Raw genomic sequence first — 21,862 nt, forward strand, 5'->3', positions numbered from 1 at the left:
AGTGGCGCGACGGTCGCCGCTGACGTCTCTGTCCACGAAAGAAGAGGATTTCGATTATGAAGTTCACGAAGGTCGTCGCTGTCGTCGTCGGCTCCGTCGCCGCCCTCGGCGCCTCCTCCACCGCGTTCGCCGCCGAGACCGCGGCGGCGATGCCCCCCATGAGCCTGACCGGCGGGGTGACCGAGACGCTGAACGCCGTCGGGCCCGTCTCCGAGTCCCTTCCGCAGACGGTGGGCAACGGGCTGGCCGAGCAGGGCGACACCGTCAACAAGGTGGTGGGTACCGCTCAGAAGGTCAACAAGGTCCGCAACGACGTGCCCGGCACCGTGCTCGGCCTCGCGAACGGCGCCACCCAGGCGTCTCCGGCGCTCGGCGGCGTGAAGCTCAACGGCGGCCAGTGAACCGCCCCGGCTGAACACGCCGACACGACTGTGGGCGCCGCCGGCCAGGCCGGGGCGCCCACAGTCGGTTGTTCTGCCGACGTCAGTTGTTGACGCAGGTGTTGCCGAACGCCGGGTTCAGCAGGCCGATGACGTTCACGGTGTTGCCGCAGACGTTGACCGGGACGTGCACCGGCACCTGCAGCAGGTTGCCGGACAGGACGCCGGGGGAACCCACGGCCGCGCCCTCGGCCGACGAGTCGGCGGCGGCGGAGCCGGCGGCACCGGCCGCAGCGAGACCAGCGGTGGCCAGCACCAGAGCGGCCTTCTTGGCAGAGTTCATGGGAAGTGCACCTTCTGTTCGATGTTCTGCCCCGATCCGGGGCTCACATCGAGCGAAACGGTCCAGCTTCCCAGACGACACGGTCACGCGCACGATGAGACCTGTTCGGCTCAATTGTCGTAACCATGTGACGGGTTGGGTCCGTTATCCGCCTCTACGGGACTGCGGGAAGGGCCGGGACCGCGGGTACGGCCGGGGTCGCGGGCAGGGCCGGGAGCGCCGGGACTTCGGGGACCGCCGGGGTCGCGGGAAGCTCGGGGAGCGCCGGAACCTCGGGGACCGCCGGCAGCTCGGGGATGAGGCCGGACAGGTCGGGAAGCTCGGGGAGCTTGATCTCCGGCAGCTTCGGCAGCTCGATCGGCGGCAGCACCACCCCGTCGGGCAGCAGACCCCCGACCGAAGCGAGAAGGCTCTCAAGGGTCTTGGTGAGGCCCGCCAGGAGGTCGTCGATGGGGCCGGCGGCCGCCGCGCGCCGCTCGATCTTCTCCACCTGCTTCTGAACGGAGGCCACCCGTTCGGTGAGGGCCGCGGAGCCGTCACCCTCCACGGCGACCGCGGGGGCAGCCGCGCCGGACAGTATGACGACGGCGAGGGCCGACGGGACGAGGAGGCGGGCGCGGGACGGCTTCGTGCGGTGCATGGACGTTCCTTCGTGGTGGGGACACGGAAACGGAAGGGAATGATCCGTTTCATCACCCACCGTGCGAACACCTCGCACGGAGCGCAACCGGAGCCCCGGCCGGTGCTGGCTTCGTACGGGCTTCGCGCAGGCGTCCGGAGGCCACTCACCCGGGCCGGGGAAAACCTCGGCAGACGCAGGCCGTTTGAGTGAAGCAGCGGAACCAACCCCCAGGTCGGGCAGTTGACCAGGGCGCTCCATCAGCGGGCACTCGTGCGACAGAAGGATCAAGATGTTCAAGAAGTTCATGACCGCCGCCGCGGTCTCCGCCGTTGCGATCGGCGCGGGCGCTGCCGCCGCGGCCCCGGCCATGGCCATCGGCAACGACAACGGGATCAACACCGTCAACGGCAACGGTGCCCAGCAGATCTACGGCAACCAGAAGACCCACGGCGACATGAGCCCGCAGCTCAGCCTGGTCCAGGGCACCCTGAACAAGCCCTGCATCGGCCTGCCGGCGAAGGTCAACGCCCAGTCGCTCATCGCCGCGCTCAACATCGGCGTCCAGGACATCAACGTCCTGTCCAACCCGCAGAACCAGCAGTGCACCGAGAACTCCACCCAGGCCAAGGGCGACGAGCCGCTCTCGCACATCCTGGACAACATCCCGGTCCTGTCGGGCAACCTCTCGAACGGCAGCTGATCTCCGGCTCCTCCGCCCTTCGGGTGACCGCGGGCCGCTGAGCCTGTGGAGTGAAGGACGAGGGCCCCGGCGGCGTACAAGCCACCGGGGCCCTCTCCGCGTTCCGCACCCGGCGGTCAGCCGGTCCAGAAGTCCCACCAGCGCGTGAGCACCAACATGCCGATCACTCCGATGTGCAGGGCGGGCGGGGCCCAGCCGAATTCGGTGAAGAAGCCCCGCAGCGGTCCGGGGGCGGGCAGGGCGCGCGTACGGACGTTGTGCGCGGTGACGGCCCAGAACATCAGCAGGGTCGCGACCCAGGCCAGGCAGCACCACAGGCAGAGCGCGTTGATCTCGTAGAGCGACTGGACCATCAGCCAGCTGCAGAAGCCGACGCCGAACAGCGTGCCGGCGTTCAGTCCGAGCCAGAACCAGCCGCGGTAGCGGGCGCCGGCCAGCAGGCCCACGCCGACGCAGACCACGACGGCGTACGAGACGAGCCCCAGCATCGGGTTGGGGAAGCCGAAGGCCGCCGCCTGGTCGCTCGTCATCACGCTGCCGCACGAGACGACCGGGTTGAGACTGCACGCGGGCTTGAAGTCCGGGTCCTCCAGCAGGAGGAACTTGTCGAGGGTGATCACCCACGAGGCCAGCAGCCCGGCCGCCCCGGTGACGGCCAGCAGCCAGGCCAGCCCCTTCGGGGCGGCGTCCTGCCCACCCTCGTGTCCACTGCGGGGCCGTACCTGCTGACGCGGGAGGCCCACTGTATTCGTTGCCATGTGGCCCATAGTCCCGCGGTTCCCCTCAGACCGGACTCAACCGTGCGCATCCGTACGTAAGTTGACCTGAAGGTGTGGCGGGAACCGCCGATGCTTCCCGGACGTTTTACCGAACCCCGGACGTGATGTCAGAACCAGGGGTTACGTTGAGCTTCCGCGAAGTGACAAGCTGCGACGGCCTGGAGACCCACCTTGAGCGATCCGTACGAGACAACCGAGGCGCACCTCGAACGACTCCTCGGCCGCGCCCTGAACTCCTTCGACCTGCCGGACAGGCTGGTGGAGCGCCTCGGCACGGCGCTCGCCCACAGCTCTTCGCTCTACACCGCCCACCACAGTCCGGAGGCGGGCGTCTGGCGGGAGACCCACCGGCACACCTACCTGCTGACCGACGGCGGTTCGGTCTCGCTGTGGGAGCTGGCCTACCGGCTGGAGGGCGACCGGACCGTCCGGCACGACGTCTTCGCGAGCAAGGCGGAGATCTGCCTGGCCGTCACCCGGCTGTTCGGCGAGGCGCCGGCCGGGGCGTCCGCGGATCCGGCGCCGGTGCCGTGCGAGGAGGAGCCGGAGGGTGGCGCGGCGCTGCTGAGCGCACTGTACGCGACTGCGGCCCCCGTCCGGCACCGGGAGTACGCGGTGGAGGAGTCCGCCGACCACGCCCGGCGGGTGCTGCGCCGCGCGGAGAACGCCGACCGGCCGGGCGAGCGGGTGGCGGCGGCGCTGCGGTCGGCGTACGCGCACCAGATCACGCAGGCGTTCGGGGCGCGGCACAGCCTCTCGGACGGGCGGGGTGCGGGTTTCAGCCTGTACGAGCACGCCTTCGTGCTGGTGGACGGGACCGAGGTGAGCCTGTGGGAGGTCGAGCACACGGCGACGCCCGACGGGCGGCACATGTGCGAGGTGTACGAGAGCGAGGCGGCCGCGCGCGGAGCGATGGAACAGCGCGCCCGCGTACGGTGACCCGGCCCGGCCCGGGCGGCGGGCGCTACGGCATGCCGGGGTCGGCGAGCTGGAGGTCCAGAGGCGGGTGGTCGGTGATGCGGACCAGGTCGGGGCGCAGGTCCGCCGAGGTCGGCATGGCGCTGCCCGGCAGCCGGACGGCGGCCTCACCATGGGTCAGCGCCGAGGCGAGGGCGCCCGGGCCGGTGCCGCCCTCGATCAGGAACCCGGCCAGGGAGGCGTCGCCCGCGCCCACGGCGGCGCGCACCACCGGGGCCGGGGCCGTGCCGTAGAAGGCGCCCTCCGCCGAGACCAGGAGCCGGCCGTCCGCGCCGAGGGAGGCCAGTACGGCCCCCGCGCCCCGCTCGCGGAGTTCCTCGGCGGCCTTGACCGCGTCCCCCAGGGTGGGCAGCGGGCGTCCCACCGCGGCCGCCAGCCCGGACGCATCGGGCGTGACGAGGTCGGGAAGGGCGGCCAGGGCCCCGGGCAGTGCGGTCCCCGGCGCGTCCAGGGCGACACGGGCGCCCGCCGCGTGCGCCTGGGCGGCCAGGTCGGCGTACCACCGGGGTTCGATGCCGCGCGGGAGGCTGCCGCAGCAGGCGACCCAGGCGGCTTCGGCGGCGGCGGAGCGGACGGTGTCCAGGAGGAGGGCGGCTTCCTCCGGGGAGAGCGCCGGACCGGGCGAGTTGATCTTGGTAAGGGTGCCGTCGGGTTCGGTCAGGGCGATGTTCGAGCGGGTCTGTCCGGCGATCGACACGGCCGTGACGTCCACGCCCTGCGCGCCGAGCAGTTCGGCGAGCAGGATGCCGGGGGCGCCGCCGAGCGGGAGGACCGCCGTCGTGCGGACGCCCGCGGCGGCGACGGCGCGGGAGACGCCCACGCCCTTGCCCCCGGGGTCGACCCGTTCACCGCCGGCGCGCAGTACCCGGCCGCGGACCAGCGGGGGGACCTCGTAGGCCCGGTCGAGGGAGGGGTTGGGGGTGACGGTGAGGATCATCGCGAGCAGAACTTCCGTACCGGTGGTCTCGGTCGAGACCGAGGTCAGGGCAGGCCAGGTCAGGGCAGGCCAGGGCAGGCCATCTTCGGCCAGCTATGTCCGTTTCATTCATTGATGAACGGATTTGAACCACTGTACGCAGGCCTCCGGACGGAGACAAAAAACGGACATGCCCGCCCGGGAGGGCGGACATGTCCGTGCGGTGGCGCTCAGGGGCGGCTCAGCCGGCCGGGACCTTCTCCACGGGGCGGTCGGCGTGCTCGGCGGCACCCTCGCGCTGCTCCATCGGGAGCGCCCTGCGCGGCAGGACGAACATCACCGCGAAGATCACGACGAGTACGGCCACGACCCACCAGAGCGCGCCGCGGAAGGCCTCCACGTACGGCGGGCCGAAGACCATGTCGTCGTCGATCAGCCCGAAGAAGACGACGGAGGTCAGGGCGAGGCCCAGCGCGTTGCCCATCTGGCCGGTGGTGTTGATCAGGCCCGATGCGGATCCGGCGTGCTCGCGCGGCACCTCGGAGAGCACGGTGTCGTTCAGCGGGGCCACGATCAGGCCCATGCCGACACCCATGACGATCAGCGGGGCGGCCATCTGCCAGGAGGCGATCTCCATGCCGTAGTGCTGCGACTCCCAGATGTAGAGGAGCAGGCCTGCGGCCATGACCAGCGCACCGGCCTGGAGCACCTTGCGGCCGAAGCGCGGGACGAGCTTCTCGACCGAGAGGCCCGCGGCGACCGAGACCGCGATGGAGAACGGGATGCCGGTGAGACCCGCGCGCAGCACGCTCCAGCCGAGACCCATCTGCATGTACATCGTCCAGACCAGGAAGAAGATGCCGGTGGCGATGCCGAAGGTCAGCTGGACGGCGATACCGCCCGCGAAGCTCTTGACCTTGAAGAGCGAGAGCTCGACGAGCGGGGAGCCATCCTTCTTGATCTTGTACTTCTCGTACGCGATGAAGGCGGCGAAGACGAAGGGCGCCGCGCCCATGCAGACGAAGCCCCACGCCGGCCAGTCGTTCTCGTGGCCGTGGGTCAGCGGGAAGATCAGCAGGACCAGGGCGAGGGTGGCGAGGACGACGCCGACCAGGTCCAGGCGCAGCGCCTTGGGGGCCTTGGACTCTGCGATGAACTTGCGGCCCAGGATCACGCCCATGATGCCGACGGGCAGGTTGATCAGGAAGATCGGGCGCCATCCGAGACCGAAGAGGTCCCACTCGATGAGCAGCGCGCCGAGCAGCGGACCCGAGACGGCGGCGAGGCCGACGATCGCGCCGAACATGCCGAAGACCTTGCCGCGCTCCTGCGGCGGGAAGGTGACGTGGATGATCGCCAGGACCTGCGGCACCATCAGGGCGGCCATACCGCCCTGCAGGAGGCGGGCCGCGACGAGCACGTCCGGGTTGGCGGCGATGCCGCAGAGCAGCGAGGCCGCGGTGAATCCGGCGATGCCGATCAGGAAGACACGCTTGCGGCCGTAGATGTCACCGAGACGGCCGCCGGTGATCAGGCCCGCGGCGAAGGCGAGGGCGTAGCCCGCGGTGATCCACTGGATCGCGCTGGTGGAGGCGCCGAAGTCCTCACGCATGGTGCGGATGGCTATGTTGACGATCGTGACGTCGACCAGGTCCATGAAGGCCGCGGTCATCACGATGGCGAGCGCCAGCCAGCGGCGGCGGTCGGCGGGCGAGCTGGGTGCGTCGTGGGCTACGTCGTTCCGCTCTTCTTGTACGGGCCCGTTCTCTCTTTCGGGCGATGTCCTGGACGTCTCGGTGCTCATGAGGAGAAACTTAGACGGCGTCTAGGTCAGTCTGTGTCCTATTTCGCTGGCAGCCTGGATTCATGACCGACACACCCGCACGGCTGCTGTCCCTGCTGTCCCTCCTCCAGACCCCCCGGGAATGGCCCGGGAGCGAGCTGGCGCAGCGCCTTCGGGTGAGCGCGCGGACCATCCGGCGCGACATCGAGCGGCTGCGGGACCTCGGCTACCCGGTGGAGGCCACCCTGGGCGCCGAGGGCGGCTACCGGCTGGTGGCGGGGGCGGCGATGCCCCCGCTGCTGCTGGACGACGAGGAGGCCGTGGCGATCGCGGTGGGGCTGCGGGCCGGGGCCGGGCATGCGATCGAGGGGGTCGAGGAGGCCTCCGTACGGGCCCTGGCGAAGCTGGAGCAGGTCCTGCCCTCACGGCTGCGGCACCGGGTGAGCGCGCTCCAGTCGGCCACGATCGCGCTGTCCCGCGGCGACGGGGCGAGCGTCGACCCGCGGACGCTGACCACGATGGCGGCGGCGGTGGCGGGGCCGGAGCGGCTCCGGTTCGCCTACCGGGCGGGGAACGGGGCCGAGACGCGGCGGCTGGTGGAACCGTACCGGCTCGTGAGCACCGGGAGCCGGTGGTACCTGGTCGCCTACGACCTGGAGCGCGAGGACTGGCGGACCTTCCGGGTGGACCGGGTCGAGGAGGCCTTCGCGACGGGGGCCCGGTTCGTACGGCGGGACCTGCCGATGGAGGCGGAGGAGTTCGTCCGGCGGGGGCTGCGGGGCGGGGAGAAGCAGCCGTACCGGGTGGAGGCCGACTTCGCGGCCGGCCCGGAGGAGCTCCCGGCCTGGCTGCGGGCCACCGCCCTGCCGGGCCCGGACGGCGGGACCTCGGTGCGCTTCGAGAGCGCGGACGCGCCGGAGTGGACGGCGGCACGGCTCGCCCTGACCGGGCTGCCGTTCACGGTGCGGGAACCGGCGGAGCTGCGTGCCGCGGCCGGAGCACTGGCCGCACGGCTGTCCGGGGCCGCGGCGCCGTAGGCCCGTCGGGCCCCGTCGGCGGGGAAGGGGGAGCCCCGGCGCCTGGGGGGGATAGGCACCGGGGCTCGTCCAGGGGGTTCGGCGGCGGGCCGTTCTAGGCCACGGCGTCGAAGCCGGTGTCGCGCGCCATCCGCTTCAGCTCCAGCAGCGCGTGCTTCTCGATCTGGCGGATCCGCTCACGGGTCAGGCCGTGCTGCTTGCCGACCTCCGTCAGGGTCCGCTCGCGGCCGTCCTCGATGCCGTACCGCATCTTGATGATCGACGCCGTGCGCTGGTCGAGCTTGCCCAGCAGGTCACCCAGCTCCTCGCTGCGCAGCAGGGAGAGCACGGACTGCTCGGGCGAGATCGCCGAGGTGTCCTCCAGGAGGTCACCGAACTGGGTGTCGCCGTCGTCGTCGACCGACATGTTGAGGCTGACCGGGTCGCGCGCCCAGTCCAGTACGTCGCCCACGCGCTTCTCCGTCGAGTCCAGCTCGGCGGCGATCTCGGCGTGCTCCGGGTCACGGCCGTTCTCGCGGTTGAACTCCCGCTGGATGCGGCGGATCCGGCCGAGCTCCTCGACCAGGTGGACGGGGAGGCGGATGGTGCGGGACTGGTCCGCGATGGACCGGGTGATCGCCTGCCGGATCCACCACGTGGCGTACGTGGAGAACTTGAAGCCCTTGGTGTAGTCGAACTTCTCGACCGCGCGGACCAGGCCGGCGTTGCCCTCCTGGATCAGGTCGAGGAGGGGCAGCCCGCTGCGCGGATAGCGCCGGGCCACGGCCACGACGAGGCGGAGGTTCGAGCGGATGAAGACTTCCTTGGCCCGCTCGCCCTCGGCGGCCAGCGCCTCCAGCTCCTCGCGGGCCGGGGTGGCCCCGTCGCGTTCTATCGTGCCGTCGAGGAGCTGCTGGGCGTAGACGCCCGCCTCGATGATCTGGGAGAGCTCCACTTCTTTTGCGGCGTCGAGCAGCGGGGTGCGCGCGATCTCGTCCAGGTACATGCCGACCAGGTCACGGTCTGCGATCTCCCCGCCCACAGCGCGCGCGCTGCTCGTGGACTGACGACGGGCGACGGCGCGGGTTGCCATGCGTGCTCCCTTGCGAAGTGTTCGGTCGCGGTGCGGCTGGTGGACGCCACCGGGGCGGCTGCCAACCGGTCCGGTGCGTCACGGACACTCTCCCGAGTGCCCGCTTCCGAAGGAAACAACGACTGGAATCGGGACAGAATTCCCACGCTGCTCCCTATTTTTTGAGATCTTGCAGTATCCTGCCCCGCCACGAGCGGGAAGCGGAGGTCGCAAGATCGCACAGAGGTGCAGGTCAGGCCCGGAACAGCGGCCGATCCGGCGCCCCTCGCGGACTTCCGCAACCACTTCGCCCGTGAGACCGCCGTCACGCCCGACCCGGTCGCTTTCACTCCGGAACGGCGCCGCTGCCGGCTGCACTCCCACCCTGAAGACGGGCCGCGCCGGCTTCTGGTTGCCTGGACATACGATCGAATGCCCGGATAGGCCATGAGCCACGCATTCCACCCTGAAACGGCCGCCGCACGCCCGGGTGAAGGGTCGGCATGCGACTCCCCGCAACGGCTAGCCGAACTGGAGGGAGCGCTTCGAGAGGCCCATCCAGAAGCCGTCCACCGGGGTGCGGGCGGCGGTCAGGTCGGATTCGGCCGCGCCGAGCGTGACGAAGAGCGGCGCGAAGTGCTCCGTACGGGGATGGGCCAGGCGGCCCGCCGGGGACTTGTGCTCGAAGTCCAGCAGCGCGTCCACGTCGGACGCCGCCAGGGCCTCGCGGCCCCACGCGTCGAACTCCGCCGACCAGGCGGGGACGCCCGGGCCCGTGTGGCGCAGTGCCGCCAGGTTGTGCGTGAAGAAGCCGCTGCCCACGATCAGCACGCCCTCGTCGCGCAGCGGTGCCAGCTTGCGGCCGATGTCCATCAGCCGGGCCGGGTCCAGGGTGGGCAGGGAGATCTGGAGGACCGGGATGTCGGCCTCCGGGTACATCTCCACCAGGGGGACGTACGCCCCGTGGTCCAGGCCCCGGTCGTGGATGTCCTGGACCGGGGTGCCGGGGGCACGCAGCAGTTTGCGGACCGAGGCGGCCAGCTCCGGGGCGCCGGGGGCGTCGTAGCGGACCTGGTAGTAGCGCTCCGGGAAGCCCCAGAAGTCGTACACGAGCGGGACGCGCTCGGTGGCGCCGAGGGCGAGCGGGGCCTCCTCCCAGTGGGCGGAGACCATCAGGATCGCCCGGGGGCGGGGCAGGCCGGCCGACCAGGCGGCGAGTTCGCCGGGCCAGATCGGGTCGTCGGCCAGCGGGGGTGCGCCGTGGCTCAGATACAGGGCCGGTATACGGGACACGGGTGCGCTCCTCATTGGCTCGGTGGTTGAAACACGTACGGAAACAGACTAACCCCGTCTCGTTCAAATTTGAACGAGACGGGGTCGTCAGTCATTCCGCGGAGCCCCGGGCCGTGATCAGTGGGCGAGCACCGGCACCTTGAGCTCGGCGTCCTCGCCGGAACCGGAGGCCACCGGGCCGCCGGCGCCCGGACGGCCGGTGTTGATCAGCGTCAGCGCGATGACCGAGCTGGCGACCAGGATGCCGACCGCCCACCAGATGGCGGACGCGTAGCCCTCGACCATGGCCTGCGCCTGGATCAGCTGCCCGGCCGGGCCGCCCGCCGCGGCCTGGGCCGCGTGGTCGGTCAGGTAGGCGGTGGTCGCCGAGGCGGCGATGGTGTTCAGCAGCGCGGTGCCGATGGCGCCGCCGACCTGCTGCGAGGTGTTGACCATGGCGGAGGCGACACCGGCGTCGGCCGGGTTCACCCCGTGGGTGGCCAGGGACATCGCCGGCATGAAGGCCGTACCCATGCCGAGGCCGAGCAGCAGCTGCGCCGGCAGGATCAGCGCCGGGTACGAGGACCCGACCTCCAGCTGGGTCAGCAGCAGCATGCCGAGGCCGGCCACCAGGAAGCCCGGGCCCATCAGCAGGCGCGGCGGGACGCGGGTCATCAGGCGGGCGCCGATCTGGGTGGAGCCCGTGATCATGCCCGCGATCATCGGCAGGAAGGCGAAGCCGGTCTTGACGGGCGAGAAGCCCTTCACGACCTGCAGGTAGTAGGTGAGGAAGAGGAACAGGCCGAACATCGAGATGACGGCGAGACCGAGCGAGAGGTAGACACCTCCGCGGTTGCGCTCCAGCAGGACGCGCAGCGGCAGCAGCGGGGACTTCACCTTCGACTCGACGAGGACGAATGCGGCCAGCAGGACCGCCGAGGCGACGAACATGCCGACCGTCAGCGCGTCCGACCAGCCGGCGGACTCGGCGCGGGTGAAGCCGTACACGAGGGCGACGAGACCGGTGGTGGACAGGATCACGCCCGGGATGTCGAGCGGCGCGCGGTTGCGGGAGCCGGCGGGCTCACGGATGACCATCCAGGCACCCACGGCCGCGACGATCGCGAAGGGGATGTTGACGAAGAAGGTCCAGCGCCAGTTGAGGTACTCGGTCAGGAAGCCGCCGAGGATCAGGCCGACGGCGCCGCCGCCGCCCGCGATGGCTCCGTAGATGCCGAAGGCCTTGGCGCGCTCCTTGGCGTCGGTGAACATGACGGCGAGCAGCGACAGGGCCGCCGGCGCGAGCAGTGCGCCGAAGGCGCCCTGGAGGGCGCGGGCGCCGAGCATCATGGCCTCGCCGTTCGCGGCGCCGCCGAGCGCGGAGGCCAGGGCGAAGCCGACGAGGCCGACGACGAAGGCGTTCTTACGGCCCCACTTGTCGGCGATGCGGCCGCCGAAGAGGAGCAGCCCGCCGAAGGCCAGCGCGTACGCGGTGATGACCCACTGGCGGTTGCCGTCCGAGATGCCGAGATCGGTCTGGGCGGAGGGGAGGGCGATGTTCACGATGGTCGCGTCGAGGACGACCATCAGCTGGGCCAGGGCTATGAAGACGAGTGCCTTCCAGCGGCTGGGATCGGCAGCCGGCGCGAGGCTCGCGGCTGTTTTTGACATGGGGGTACCCACTTCACTGTGCGGAATGACTGAAAAAGGCTATTTCTTTGGCTTTGTACGTGTCACATGGTTTTCTGCCGCAGGTCGTCCAGGGTCGTCGCCGAACCCGGGAGTTCCGAGCGGGCCGGTGCCCTCAACCCGTCGAGGAAGAGCTGGAGATGGCGGTGGGCGAAGCGGTCGGTGTCGGGACACGCGGTGCCGGGGAGGGGGCGGCTGAGCTGGGACAGGGCGACCATCAGGTCGCCGACCCCGATGTCCGTGCGGACCAGCCCGGCTTCCTGGCCCGCGGCCAGCAAGGTCACGACGGCCTCCTCCAGCGCCACGCGTGCCGCGAGGAGTTCGGGGTGTTCGCCGTCGAAGCCGTCGGCGAGCATCGGGCACAGGGCGCCGATCCGCTCGTCCGCGGCCGCGTGCGTGAACCGGCACAGGGCGGCGAAGGCGTCGGGCTCCTCGGCGAGGGAGGCCTCGGCCGAGGCCGTCACCCGGCCCATCGTGAAGAGGACGACGTGGTGGACGAGGGTGGGGCGGTCGGGGAAATGCCGGTAGAGCGTGGCATTGCCGATGCCCGCCCGGCGGGCGACCTCGTCGAAGGGGATCGCGGAGCCGGATTCGACGAAGGCCTCGCGGGCCGCCGCCAGGATCCGCTCGCGGTTGCGGACGGCGTCGGCGCGCGGCCGCGGGACACCGGTCGCGGACGCCCGGGCCGGGTCAGGGGCCTGCACCTGCACCCGGTCCCGGTCCGGGTCCCGGTCCGGGGTGCGCCGGGCCGCCACCGGGGCGGTGCTGGTGGAGCTCTTCATTCCGGGGCCTCCCTGGCGCGGACTCGTGGCTCGTGGCTGGTGACCGGCAGCTCGTGGCTCGCGGATGCGCGCCCTTCGCCGTCGTCGCGATCGTGGTCGTGGTCGTGGTCGTGGTGCGGACTGTGCGACCGCCCCGCCCAAACGGGGAGCCGCTCCCCGCTTGGCGGGACTCACGTACAAACGGGGATCGGGTCCCCGGTTATTTCACTCCCCCGTGTGACCTGAGTCACGGGCGTGTCCACGTTCGGCCTCTCCCGGCGCGCGGGCGCGCCACGCCGGGCGGAGGGTGATCGAACAGAGCGCAGACCGGGCAGGGCCGGCTGCCGCGGACCCGAAGGCGATCTCCATGCCGCAGACCCGCCACCGGATACGCAGACCACGCCGCACCAGCGCGTACATCGGCCTGACCGCGCTGGCCCTCGGCGTCACGGCGACCGCCAGCACGGGCATATCCAGCCGCGGCAACCCGGCGGCCGGAGCGGTGGCCACGACCGTCGAATCGGCTCTCGCACCCTGCAGGATCGCGGGCACCATGGGTGTGCAGATGTCCGAGGGCATGCCGACCCCGCCCGGGTACGCACGCTCGACCGGCGAGATCCGGGCCCTGAACCTGATGATCGACTTCCCTGACGCCAAGGGCGAGGGCACGGCGGCGGACCGGATGGCCGAATTCTTCCCCCAGACGGCCGAATGGTTCCGCACCAGTTCCTACGGCCGGCTGGTCTACCGGGCCGAGGCTCCGATAAAGGGCTGGCTGCGGATGCCGATGCCCTTCGCGGCGTACGGGATCGAACGCGGGTCCGCGTACGAGCCCGGCTACCGGCAGCTCGTCGAGCACATAGCGAAGGCCGCGGACCCCGAGGTGGACTTCACCCGGTACGACCTGATCAACATCCTGGTCACGCCGAACGCCGGTCCGTCCGCCCTGGACACCGTCCTGTCGGTGACCTTCTCGGGCAACGGAGAGGCCCCGGTCGCCGACGGGGTGCCGCTGGCCAACACGTCCTTCGTCTACAGCCGGCAGGACGACGGCTCCGGCACCTACCAGGAGACCGGCTACCGGGTGCTCCCGCACGAGAACGGGCACGTCTTCGGGCTGCCCGACCTCTACACCTCGGACGGCGGCAACACGGTCGGGCACTGGGACATCATGAGCGAGGACTGGGGTGCCAACAACGACCTGATGGGCTGGCACAAGTGGAAGCTGGGCTGGCTGGACAGTACGCAGATCAGCTGTGCGGCCAAGTCGGGCACCAGCGACCACACCCTCTCCCCGCTGGGCATCCGGGGAGGCACCAAGCTGGCCTTCGTCCCGCTGTCGGAGAGCGCCGGGTACGCGGTGGAGGTGCGGACCCGGGCCGGGAACGACGAGGCCGTCTGCAAGCCGGGCGTCCTCATCTACAAAGTGGACTCCGACGTGGACACCGGTCAGGGCCCGATCACCGTGTCGGACAGCGCCACCACGAGCGGCGGCTGCACCCGGCGGCCCAACGTGCACGCGGAGCTCTCGGACGCGCCGTTCCGGCCGGGCGAGACCTTCACCGACGAGAAGGCGGGCATCAGCGTGTCCGTGGTGGGTGAACTGCGCAACGGCAGCTACCAGGTCCGCATCATCCGGCCGTGACGCCGGAGGGCCGGGCGGTCCGGGAAGGCCCGAGTCACGGGGCGCGTGGCGCGTGGCGCGTGGCGTGTGACTCCGGCCCTCCCGGCCGGGCCCCGGGCGGGCCCGTCAGCCTTCGGCGCCCTCGGTGAGCGCCCGGCGCAGCACGTCCACGACCGCGGGGCGGTGCTCGTCGGCCAGCAGGAAGAAGTGGTCGCCGTCGAACCGGAGCACCTCGCACGTCCCGGTCGTATGGGCGGCCCAGCCGTCCAGCGGCTCGTGCGGGACCAGGGGGTCCGCCGTGCCGCCCAGCACGTGCAGGGGCACGTCGAGCCGTACGTCCTCGAATCCCGCCGCGGCCTCCCGGCCCAGTTCGATGTCCGCCCGCAGTACGCGCGTCACGTGCGCCAGCATGTCCGGATCGTTCAGCACCCACTCGGGGGTGCCGCCGCCGTCCCGCAGCAGCCGGACCGCGTCCTCCTCGGTGTTGGTGGCGTGGGCCAGGCGGGGGGTCCGGCCGGGGACCTGCCCGCTGACGACGGCCGCCCGGCAGTGCGGGCCGAGCAGCCGCGCCGCACGGGTGGCCAGGAGAGCGCCGAGGCTGTGCCCGAAGACCACCGTGGGCAGCGGGTCCCGGCCGAGCACCTCGTCGGCGACGGAGTCCAGGACCTGGTCGAGCCGGCAGCCGGGCGGCTCGCCGAACCGGCGCTCCCGCCCGGGCAGCGAGAGCCCGAGCATCTCCACGTCGTCGGGGAGCGGCTCGAACACGGGGAACAGGGTGTTGGGGCCGGACCCGGAATGCGGGAAGACCAGCAGCCGGGCCCGGGGCGTGGTCACCGCCTCCCGCAGCCGCAGCACCGGCCACCACGGCACGCGCGGGGATGTCATCGCCGTCGGTCCTTCGGTGCCGGTCACGGGCAGTTGACGATCTGGCCGGCGTAGGACAGGCCCCCGCCGAACGCGAAGAGCAGCACGGGCGACCCCTTCTCGATCTCACCCCGCTCGATGAGCTTCGACAGGGCCAGCGGGATGCTGGCGGCCGAGGTGTTGCCCGACTCCACGACGTCCTTGGCGATGACGGCGTTGACCGCACCGATCTTGCGCGCCAGGGGCTCGATGATCCGCAGGTTGGCCTGGTGCAGGACGACCCCGCCCAGCTCCTCGGGCTTCACCCCCGCCCGCTCGCAGACCTGGAGGGCGACCTCCGGGAGCTTCGTGGTGGCCCAGCGGTAGACCGACTGCCCTTCCTGGGCGAAGGTGTGGGACGGCGCCTCGATGCGTACGGCCTGGCCCATCTCGGGTACGGAACCCCACACGACCGGGCCGATCTCCGGTTCCTCGGAGGCCACGACCACGGCCGCGCCCGCGCCGTCGCCGACGAGCACGCAGGTGGTGCGGTCGGTCCAGTCGACGAAGTCGGTGAGCTTCTCCACCCCTATGACCAGGGCTTTGGTGGCGGAGCCCGTCCGTATGCTCTGGTCGGCCAGTGCCATGGCGTGCGGGAATCCGGAGCAGGCCGTGTTCACGTCGATGGCGGCGGGAGTCCTGGCCCCGACCGCGGCGGCCACCCGGGCCGCCATGTTGGGGGAGCGGTCGAGCGCCGTGCAGGTGGCCACGATGACGAAGTCGATGTCCGCACCGGTGAGTCCGGCGTTGGCCAGTGCGTGCCGGGCGGCCTTCGTGGCCATGTCCGAAACGGACTCGTCCTCGGCCGCCACACGGCGGGTCCTGATCCCGACCCGGCTCTGGATCCACTCGTCGTCGGTGTCGACCATCTGTTCGAGATCGGCGTTGGTCAAGACTTTCGGCGGCTGATAGTGCCCGAAGGAAAGGACACGCGACCCGACCATCAGTGTTTCTCCTCGCTCCGTGGACCCGATGCGGGTCCTGTTCGACCGATGATCAGACTATGCAGCGGCTCTGCCGGGGCGCCCCCTTCGAACCGGCGGTTTTCCGCCACTGGGCCGTGCCCCGGAGCGGCGCGCCGCAGCCGTTTGTATCCGCCGTGTATCGGTGGGCGCTCGACCGTCGATCGGATCGCGCACCCGGCTCCGGCGGCGGCCGCCGCGCCCGGTGTCTCCCGTATCGTTCCCTCCGGTTCGCCGGCGGCCCGTGGGTGCACGCCGGAACCGTGCTTCGCCCGGCCCTCACGAACAGGAGTCCCGCCCGTGCCCTCACCCGCCCCGGCCCCGGAATCTGCTCCTCCGGTGCGCGTGCTGCTGGTCGAGGACGACGAGCTGATGCGCCGGTCCTTCTCCGTCGCCCTCGAACGCTACGGCTACCAGGTCACGGCCGCGGCCGACGGACTGGCCGGCCTGGAGTCCTTCCGCGACGACCACGGCTTCGACCTGCTGATCCTGGACGTGATGCTGCCCGGCCTCGACGGGATCGGGCTGTGCCGCCGGGTCCGCGAGACCAGCCTGGTGCCGGTGCTGATGATGTCCGCCCGCGGCGACGGCCTCGACGTCGTCGCCGGGCTGGAGGCCGGGGCCGACGACTACGTGGTCAAGCCCGTGGACACCTACGTCCTCGTGGCCCGCATCCGCTCGCTGCTGCGCAGGGCGGCCTACGCCCCCGGCCCGGGCGGCGAGCCCGCCGCCGACGGGCAGGACCTGCTGACCTTCGGGGACCTGACCGTCGACACCGGCGGGATGGAGGTGTGCCTCTCCGGCAGTCCCGTGGCACTCACCCCCACCGAGCTGAAGCTGCTGCTGGAGTTCGCCGCCCACCCGGGCATCGTGCTGGAACGGCACACCCTGCTGCGCAACGTCTGGGAGTACGGCTGGGACGGCGACAGCCGCGTCGTCGACCTGGCCGTGCAGCGGCTGCGCAGGAAACTGGGCCGGGAGCGCATCGAGACGGTCCGCGGCTTCGGCTACAAGCTCCGGCGCTGAGGCCGTGAACCCCCCGCACCGGCCGAAGTGGCCGGCCCGTGCGCCCCTGCGCTGGAAGATCGCCGCGCTGGCGGCGGCCACGGCGTGTCTGGTCGCCCTGGCCGTCGGGGTCCTCGTCCACGTGTGGACCGCGATGGACATCCGCAGCCGGGCCGAGATGGAAGCCACCAACACGGTGTACTCCGCCATGGACGTCTACCGGCGCACCGGAACGCTGGCGGATGGCGCCGAGCTCGATCCGGCCGAACTGCCCACCGCCCTGCGCCACCCGGCCGGCGGCGACCGGCACGTGGCCTACGACGGTCGGGTCGAGGGGAACCTCGGGCCGAGCGTCTGGGGCGCCCAGCGGGTCGCCGGCGCGGGCAGCCCGGTGCTGGCCGTGCGGATCAACATGGGCCCGCGACTCCACGACCTGCGCCGCCTCGACGCGAGCGTGGCGGTGGCCTCGCTCGTCTCGCTCGCCGCGGCCCTGCCCCTGGCGGTCTACGGGGCCGGGCTGGTCGCCCGCCGACTGCGCCGGGTCGCCGAGACCGCGGCCCGGATCTCCGCCGGGGACCTGGACGCGCGTACCGGCCCCGCCCTGGGCCGGGCCCGGGGCCGCGACGAGGTGACCGACATCGCCGCCACCGTCGACCTGATGGCCGACAGCCTGGGCCGACGGCTGCGCACCGAGCGGCAGTTCACCGCGGACGTGGCCCACGAACTGCGCACGCCCGTCGGCGGGCTGCTGGCCGCGGCCGACCTGCTGCCGCCCGGCGAGACGGAGGACCTGCTCCGGGCCCGCGTACGGGACCTGCGCGGTCTGGTCGAGGACCTGCTGGAGATCTCCCGGCTGGACGCGGGCGCGGAGGCGCCGGTACGCGCCCGGGTCCCGCTGGCCGCGGTGGTCGCCGAGGCGGTGGCCCGGACCGGTCTCGACACGGAGGTCGCCGTCACCGAGACACCACAGGGACCGCAGGAACCACAGGGACCACAGGGACCACAGGTGCAGCCCTTGCAGCCCTTGGAGTCGGTGGAGTCGGTGGACACCGTGGCGACCGTGGAGACCGATCCGCGGCGCCTGGAGCGGATCGTCGGCAACCTCGTCGTCAACGCGCACCGGCACGGGCGTACCCCGGTACGGGTCACCGTCGAGGGCCGGACCGTCGTCGTCCGCGACCACGGCCCCGGCTTCCCCGCCGACCTGCTGCTCGACGGCCCGCGCCGGTTCCGTACGGGCGCCACGGAGCGGGGCGCGGGGCACGGACTCGGCCTGACCATCGCCCTGGGCCAGGCCCGGGTGCTCGGCGCCGAGCTGCGTCTGGACAACGCCCCGGACGGCGGCGCGGTCGCCACCCTGCGGCTCCCGCGCTGACCGGCCGGCCCGGTCACCCGGGCCGCCCCCGCGCGATCGCTGCGCAACGGCGCAGGAGCCGATACACGGCGGCCGCGGCCCTGATACGTCCCCCCGACACCCTCGGCGTGCAGCCCTTTCGCACCGCACCCGAAGTGGAGTCCCGCCGTGACCGCCGACCCGTTCTCCCCCCGCCCGACGCCCGGCGTCGCGGCTTCCACCACCGACCTGTCGAAGGTCTACGGCGGTGGCGACACCCGCGTGGTGGCCCTGGACCGGGTCAGCGTCTCCTTCCGGGAGGCCGAGTTCACCGCGATCATGGGTCCTTCCGGCTGCGGCAAATCCACCCTCATGCACTGCGCCGCGGGGCTCGACTCCGTCAGCTCCGGTTCCGTCCGCATCGGCACCACCGAGCTGGGCACGCTGGGCGACCGGCAGCTCACCGAGCTGCGCCGGGACCGGATCGGCTTCATCTTCCAGGCGTTCAACCTGCTGCCCACCCTGACCGCGCTGGAGAACATCACCCTGCCCCTGTCCATCGCCGGACGCCGCCCCGACCCGCAGTGGCTGGACCGCGTGGTGTCCATGGTCGGTCTCGCCCAGCGGCTGGACCACCGGCCCGGACAGCTCTCCGGCGGGCAGCAGCAGCGCGTGGCGGTGGCGCGGGCCCTGGTCACGCGGCCCGCGATCGTCTTCGGCGACGAACCGACCGGCAACCTCGACTCCCGCGCCGGGGCCGAGGTCCTCGGCTTCCTGCGCGATTCCGTGCGCGAACTGGGCCAGACCGTGGTCATGGTGACCCACGATCCGGTCGCCGCCGGATTCGCCGACCGCGTCCTGTTCCTCTCCGACGGCCGGCTGGTCGACGAGATGGTGCAGCCCACCCCGGACCGGGTGCTGGACCGGATGAAGCAGTTCGACACCCGCGCGCGCACGAGCTGACCCGCCCGCTCCCCCGTGCCCGCCCCGCCCCGTTCCGCCCCCGCCCCGGAAGCCACTCACCCATGCTGAAAACAGCCCTGCGCAACGTCCTCGCGCACAAGGCCCGGCTGCTGATGACGGTGCTCGCCGTCACCCTCGGCGTCGCCTTCGTCTCCGGCACCCTCGTCTTCGCGGACTCCTCGACCGCGGCCCACCGGGCCGCCCTGTCGAAGGACTACGCCGACATTGCGGTCACGGTGACCCCGAAGGACCCGCCGCCCGGCGCGGCGGACACGGCCGGGTCACCCGGGTCCACCACGGACGCCGGGCCCAACAAATCCAACGGGTCCAACGGGTCCAACGGGTCCACCGAAGGCGCCGGATCAGGCGCGTCCGGCGGGGACCGGCACGCCACCGTGCTCGACGACGTGCTCGTCCGCAAGCTGGCCGGGCTGCCCGGCGTCGCGGCCGTACGGCCGTCCGCGGACGGCCTGGCCACCCTGAACGCCTCGGACGGCTCCCCACTGCGCACCGACAGGATCTGGGCGCACCGGGCAGCCGCCTACGTCCCCGGCGCCGACGGCAAGGACGGCCGCCACCCGCTGACCGAGGGCCGCGCCCCCCGCGACGGCGGGGAGATCGCCGTGGACAGCGGCACCGCCGCCGCCGGCCGGCTGCGCATCGGCGAGGAGATCACCCTGGCCACGGACGGCCCGGCCATGACGAAGCGGCTCGTCGGCATCGTCACGACCCGGGACACCCGGGTGACCGCCGGCGGCACGCTCGTCCTCTTCGACCAGGCCACCGCACAGCAGCTGTTCGCCTCCCCGGGCCGCTACACCTCGATCGACCTGTCCGCCGTACCCGGCACCGACGCGGCCGAACTCGCCCGCCGCGTCACCGCCCTGCTCCCCGCCGACCGGGCCGAGGCCACCACCGGCGCCGCCCAGGCCGCCCAGCAGGCCGTCCTCGTCGACACGCTCACCCGCGGCAACGAGAAGCTGTCGCTGGTCTTCGCCGGAGTCGCCCTCTTCATCGGGTCGTTCCTGATCGTCAACACGTTCACCATGCTCGTCGCCCGGCGCACCCGCGAGATCGCCCTGCTGCGTGCGATCGGTGCCACGCGCCGCCAGGTCGTACGCTCCCTGCTCTGGGAAGCCGTCCTCCTCGGCCTCACCGCCTCGGCCCTCGGCTTCCTGCTCGGCCTCGCCATCGCCTCCGTCCTGCCGGAGATCCTCAGCACCTCCGGGGAGTCGCTGCCCCGCGGCCCCCTGGTGATCGGCCCGCTCCCCGTGGCGGCCGCGCTCGCCGTCGGGGTGGGCGTCACCGTGCTCGCCGCGTGGCTGCCGTCCCGCAAGGCCGCGCGGATCGCACCGGTCGAGGCCATGCGCGCGGCCGAACAGCCGCCCACCGCCACCTCGTCCCGGGTCCGCGGCGCGGCCGGTACCCTCCTGCTCGCCCTCGGTGCCGGGCTGCTGCTGTCGCTGGCCGGAGCCAAGGACGCCTCCGAGGAGAACCTGCGCAGCGCGATGTCCGGCTGCGCCCTGCTCGTCATCGCCGTGATCGTGCTGGCTCCGCTGCTCGCCGTCCCCGTACTCCGGCTGAGCGGCCGGCTGACCCGCCGCCTGGGAATCGCCGGCCACCTCGCCCACCGCAACGCCCTGCGCGACCCCCGGCGTACGGCCGCCACCGCCTCCGCCCTGATGGTCAGCACGGCACTGGTCGCCGGGCTGTCCGTCATCGGCCACTCCACCGGGCAGGCCCTCGACCGCCAGGCGGCGGCCGGCCTCAGCGCCGACTACGTGATCAGCACCCACACCTCGTCGGCCGGCGTCGACCCGGCCGCCGTACAGCGGGTGACCACCACCCCCGGTGTGCGGACGGCGACCGCCGTCGCCGACTCCACCCTCTTCGTCGGCGGTGGCGTCCGCGAGATCTCCGGGGTCGACCCGGCCGCCGCACCGTCCGTCATGAAGCTCGACTTCGTCAGCGGCTCCCTCAAGGACCTCGGGCCCGGCCGCATCGCCCTCTCCCACACCCTCGCCCGCGCGAACGGCGTACGGACCGGCGACCGGATCGACGCCCGGATCGGCGGCCCCGGCCAGGACCTCGCCCCGTACACGGTCGTCGGCGTCTACGAGGACAACCCCACCGCCCACGACGCGCTGGGCGCCCGCACCGAGGTCCAGCAGAAGAGCCTCGACCCCGGCTCCGTCCAGCGCGTCCTCGTCCGCGCGGACGGCGGCGCCGACGGCCGCGCCACGAAGGACCGCCTGCGTACCGCCACGGGCAACAACCCGCTGCTCCGGGTCCAGGACCGGAGCGAACTCGTCCAGGAGGCCTCCGGTTCCCTGGGCACCCTGCTGACCCTGACGTACGGTCTGCTCGCCATCGGCGGCGTGATCGCCGCCCTCGGCATCATGAACACCCTGGCCATGTCGGTGTCGGACCGCACCCGGGAGATCGGCGTCCTGCGCGCCGTCGGGATGGACCGCGCCGGAATCCGCCGGATGGTCCGCCTCGAATCCCTGGCCGTGGCCGCGTTCGGCACCCTGCTGGGCCTGGCGGCCGGCCTGTTCGGGGCCTGGACCGTCGGCGCCCTGACCAACGGCGCGCTGAAGGGCTACTCCCTGGCCCTTCCCTGGGACACGCTCCTGCTCGTCTGCCTGGTCTCCCTCACCACGGGCGCGGTGGCGGCCGCCCTCCCGGCCCGCCACGCGTCGTCGCTGAGCCCGTTGGAGGCGGTCGCCGAGTCGTAGGCCGTCCCGGCGGCCGGTCTGTC

The 21,862-nt window shown here is 72.3% G+C and carries 20 protein-coding genes; 9 read left to right on the forward strand and 11 right to left on the reverse strand.

The window, feature by feature from the left end:
- Positions 1-56: 56 nt before the first annotated feature.
- Entirely contained in the window at positions 57-401 is a 345-nt protein-coding gene (locus tag DEJ51_RS13525) for a hypothetical protein (RefSeq protein WP_150257811.1), read from the forward strand.
- Positions 402-483: 82 nt separating this feature from the next.
- On the opposite strand, the gene DEJ51_RS13530 is transcribed toward DEJ51_RS13525, so the two are convergent.
- Positions 484-723, reverse strand: coding sequence for a chaplin (locus tag DEJ51_RS13530; RefSeq protein ID WP_150257812.1), 240 nt, complete (start codon positions 721-723; stop codon positions 484-486).
- A gap of 154 nt (positions 724-877) precedes the next feature.
- Entirely contained in the window at positions 878-1,363 is a 486-nt protein-coding gene (locus tag DEJ51_RS13535; protein ID WP_150257813.1) for a hypothetical protein, read from the reverse strand.
- Positions 1,364-1,634: 271 nt separating this feature from the next.
- On the opposite strand from DEJ51_RS13535, the gene DEJ51_RS13540 reads away from it, so the two are divergent.
- Positions 1,635-2,045, forward strand: coding sequence for a rodlin (locus DEJ51_RS13540; protein ID WP_150257814.1), 411 nt, complete (start codon positions 1,635-1,637; stop codon positions 2,043-2,045).
- 116 nt (positions 2,046-2,161) lie between these two features.
- On the opposite strand, the gene DEJ51_RS13545 is transcribed toward DEJ51_RS13540, so the two are convergent.
- A complete protein-coding gene (locus DEJ51_RS13545; RefSeq protein WP_190620362.1) occupies positions 2,162-2,803 on the reverse strand; it encodes a vitamin K epoxide reductase family protein in 642 nt (213 codons plus the stop codon).
- Between the two features lie 192 nt (positions 2,804-2,995).
- Between DEJ51_RS13545 and DEJ51_RS13550 the strand changes: the two genes are divergently transcribed.
- Complete coding sequence (locus DEJ51_RS13550; protein WP_150257816.1) at positions 2,996-3,763, forward strand: DUF6227 family protein; 768 nt, start codon at positions 2,996-2,998, stop codon at positions 3,761-3,763.
- A 25-nt stretch (positions 3,764-3,788) separates the two neighbouring features.
- Here the strand turns inward: DEJ51_RS13550 and DEJ51_RS13555 are convergent, their stop codons facing one another.
- Positions 3,789-4,739, reverse strand: a complete 951-nt coding sequence (locus DEJ51_RS13555) for a 1-phosphofructokinase (protein WP_150257817.1) — start codon at positions 4,737-4,739, stop codon at positions 3,789-3,791.
- Between the two features lie 220 nt (positions 4,740-4,959).
- Positions 4,960-6,522: an MFS transporter gene (locus tag DEJ51_RS13560; protein WP_150257818.1), complete on the reverse strand. Its 1,563-nt coding sequence runs from the start codon at positions 6,520-6,522 to the stop codon at positions 4,960-4,962.
- A 62-nt stretch (positions 6,523-6,584) separates the two neighbouring features.
- Between DEJ51_RS13560 and DEJ51_RS13565 the strand changes: the two genes are divergently transcribed.
- Positions 6,585-7,538 (forward strand): helix-turn-helix transcriptional regulator, encoded by a 954-nt coding sequence (locus DEJ51_RS13565; RefSeq protein WP_150257819.1) that lies wholly within the window; start codon positions 6,585-6,587, stop codon positions 7,536-7,538.
- A 94-nt stretch (positions 7,539-7,632) separates the two neighbouring features.
- On the opposite strand, the gene DEJ51_RS13570 is transcribed toward DEJ51_RS13565, so the two are convergent.
- The 4 genes from DEJ51_RS13570 to DEJ51_RS13585 all read right to left on the reverse strand — a co-directional run bounded on the left by DEJ51_RS13570 (position 7,633) and on the right by DEJ51_RS13585 (position 12,332).
- Positions 7,633-8,610, reverse strand: a complete 978-nt coding sequence (locus DEJ51_RS13570) for an RNA polymerase sigma factor RpoD/SigA (RefSeq protein WP_150257820.1) — start codon at positions 8,608-8,610, stop codon at positions 7,633-7,635.
- A gap of 501 nt (positions 8,611-9,111) precedes the next feature.
- Entirely contained in the window at positions 9,112-9,897 is a 786-nt protein-coding gene (locus DEJ51_RS13575; protein ID WP_150257821.1) for a dioxygenase, read from the reverse strand.
- Between the two features lie 102 nt (positions 9,898-9,999).
- Positions 10,000-11,532, reverse strand: a complete 1,533-nt coding sequence (locus tag DEJ51_RS13580) for an MFS transporter (protein ID WP_150257822.1) — start codon at positions 11,530-11,532, stop codon at positions 10,000-10,002.
- 62 nt (positions 11,533-11,594) lie between these two features.
- A complete protein-coding gene (locus DEJ51_RS13585; protein WP_150257823.1) occupies positions 11,595-12,332 on the reverse strand; it encodes a TetR/AcrR family transcriptional regulator in 738 nt (245 codons plus the stop codon).
- Positions 12,333-12,678: 346 nt separating this feature from the next.
- Between DEJ51_RS13585 and DEJ51_RS13590 the strand changes: the two genes are divergently transcribed.
- Positions 12,679-13,956 carry a M6 family metalloprotease domain-containing protein gene (locus tag DEJ51_RS13590; protein WP_150257824.1) on the forward strand — a complete coding sequence of 426 codons (1,278 nt, stop codon included), beginning with the start codon at positions 12,679-12,681 and terminating at the stop codon, positions 13,954-13,956.
- A 105-nt stretch (positions 13,957-14,061) separates the two neighbouring features.
- On the opposite strand, the gene DEJ51_RS13595 is transcribed toward DEJ51_RS13590, so the two are convergent.
- A complete protein-coding gene (locus tag DEJ51_RS13595) occupies positions 14,062-14,820 on the reverse strand; it encodes a thioesterase II family protein (RefSeq protein WP_150257825.1) in 759 nt (252 codons plus the stop codon).
- A 23-nt stretch (positions 14,821-14,843) separates the two neighbouring features.
- Positions 14,844-15,782, reverse strand: coding sequence for a beta-ketoacyl-ACP synthase III (locus tag DEJ51_RS13600; protein ID WP_150257826.1), 939 nt, complete (start codon positions 15,780-15,782; stop codon positions 14,844-14,846).
- A 363-nt stretch (positions 15,783-16,145) separates the two neighbouring features.
- Between DEJ51_RS13600 and cseB the strand changes: the two genes are divergently transcribed.
- From cseB to DEJ51_RS13620, 4 genes are all read left to right on the forward strand, one after another.
- Positions 16,146-16,826, forward strand: coding sequence for a two-component system response regulator CseB (gene cseB / locus DEJ51_RS13605; protein ID WP_150261897.1), 681 nt, complete (start codon positions 16,146-16,148; stop codon positions 16,824-16,826).
- A gap of 4 nt (positions 16,827-16,830) precedes the next feature.
- Positions 16,831-18,180: a sensor histidine kinase gene (locus DEJ51_RS13610; RefSeq protein ID WP_150257827.1), complete on the forward strand. Its 1,350-nt coding sequence runs from the start codon at positions 16,831-16,833 to the stop codon at positions 18,178-18,180.
- 147 nt (positions 18,181-18,327) lie between these two features.
- Positions 18,328-19,101, forward strand: coding sequence for an ABC transporter ATP-binding protein (locus DEJ51_RS13615; RefSeq protein ID WP_150257828.1), 774 nt, complete (start codon positions 18,328-18,330; stop codon positions 19,099-19,101).
- 62 nt (positions 19,102-19,163) lie between these two features.
- Entirely contained in the window at positions 19,164-21,839 is a 2,676-nt protein-coding gene (locus DEJ51_RS13620) for an ABC transporter permease (protein ID WP_150257829.1), read from the forward strand.
- The last annotated feature ends 23 nt before the right edge of the window (positions 21,840-21,862 follow it).

It is taken from the genome of Streptomyces venezuelae, assembly GCF_008642275.1.
Lineage (GTDB): Bacteria > Actinomycetota > Actinomycetes > Streptomycetales > Streptomycetaceae > Streptomyces > Streptomyces venezuelae_E.

Coding starts and splice junctions, on each gene's coding strand:
- DEJ51_RS13525 (WP_150257811.1), top strand. CDS start 57: ATGAAGTTCACGAAGGTCGTCGCTGTCGTCGTCGGCTCCGTCGCCGCC.
- DEJ51_RS13530 (WP_150257812.1), bottom strand. CDS start 723: ATGAACTCTGCCAAGAAGGCCGCTCTGGTGCTGGCCACCGCTGGTCTC.
- DEJ51_RS13535 (WP_150257813.1), bottom strand. CDS start 1,363: ATGCACCGCACGAAGCCGTCCCGCGCCCGCCTCCTCGTCCCGTCGGCC.
- DEJ51_RS13540 (WP_150257814.1), top strand. CDS start 1,635: ATGTTCAAGAAGTTCATGACCGCCGCCGCGGTCTCCGCCGTTGCGATC.
- DEJ51_RS13545 (WP_190620362.1), bottom strand. CDS start 2,803: ATGGCAACGAATACAGTGGGCCTCCCGCGTCAGCAGGTACGGCCCCGC.
- DEJ51_RS13555 (WP_150257817.1), bottom strand. CDS start 4,739: ATGATCCTCACCGTCACCCCCAACCCCTCCCTCGACCGGGCCTACGAG.
- DEJ51_RS13560 (WP_150257818.1), bottom strand. CDS start 6,522: ATGAGCACCGAGACGTCCAGGACATCGCCCGAAAGAGAGAACGGGCCC.
- DEJ51_RS13565 (WP_150257819.1), top strand. CDS start 6,585: ATGACCGACACACCCGCACGGCTGCTGTCCCTGCTGTCCCTCCTCCAG.
- DEJ51_RS13570 (WP_150257820.1), bottom strand. CDS start 8,610: ATGGCAACCCGCGCCGTCGCCCGTCGTCAGTCCACGAGCAGCGCGCGC.
- DEJ51_RS13575 (WP_150257821.1), bottom strand. CDS start 9,897: ATGAGGAGCGCACCCGTGTCCCGTATACCGGCCCTGTATCTGAGCCAC.
- DEJ51_RS13580 (WP_150257822.1), bottom strand. CDS start 11,532: ATGTCAAAAACAGCCGCGAGCCTCGCGCCGGCTGCCGATCCCAGCCGC.
- DEJ51_RS13585 (WP_150257823.1), bottom strand. CDS start 12,332: ATGAAGAGCTCCACCAGCACCGCCCCGGTGGCGGCCCGGCGCACCCCG.
- DEJ51_RS13590 (WP_150257824.1), top strand. CDS start 12,679: ATGCCGCAGACCCGCCACCGGATACGCAGACCACGCCGCACCAGCGCG.
- DEJ51_RS13595 (WP_150257825.1), bottom strand. CDS start 14,820: ATGACATCCCCGCGCGTGCCGTGGTGGCCGGTGCTGCGGCTGCGGGAG.
- DEJ51_RS13600 (WP_150257826.1), bottom strand. CDS start 15,782: ATGGTCGGGTCGCGTGTCCTTTCCTTCGGGCACTATCAGCCGCCGAAA.
- DEJ51_RS13620 (WP_150257829.1), top strand. CDS start 19,164: ATGCTGAAAACAGCCCTGCGCAACGTCCTCGCGCACAAGGCCCGGCTG.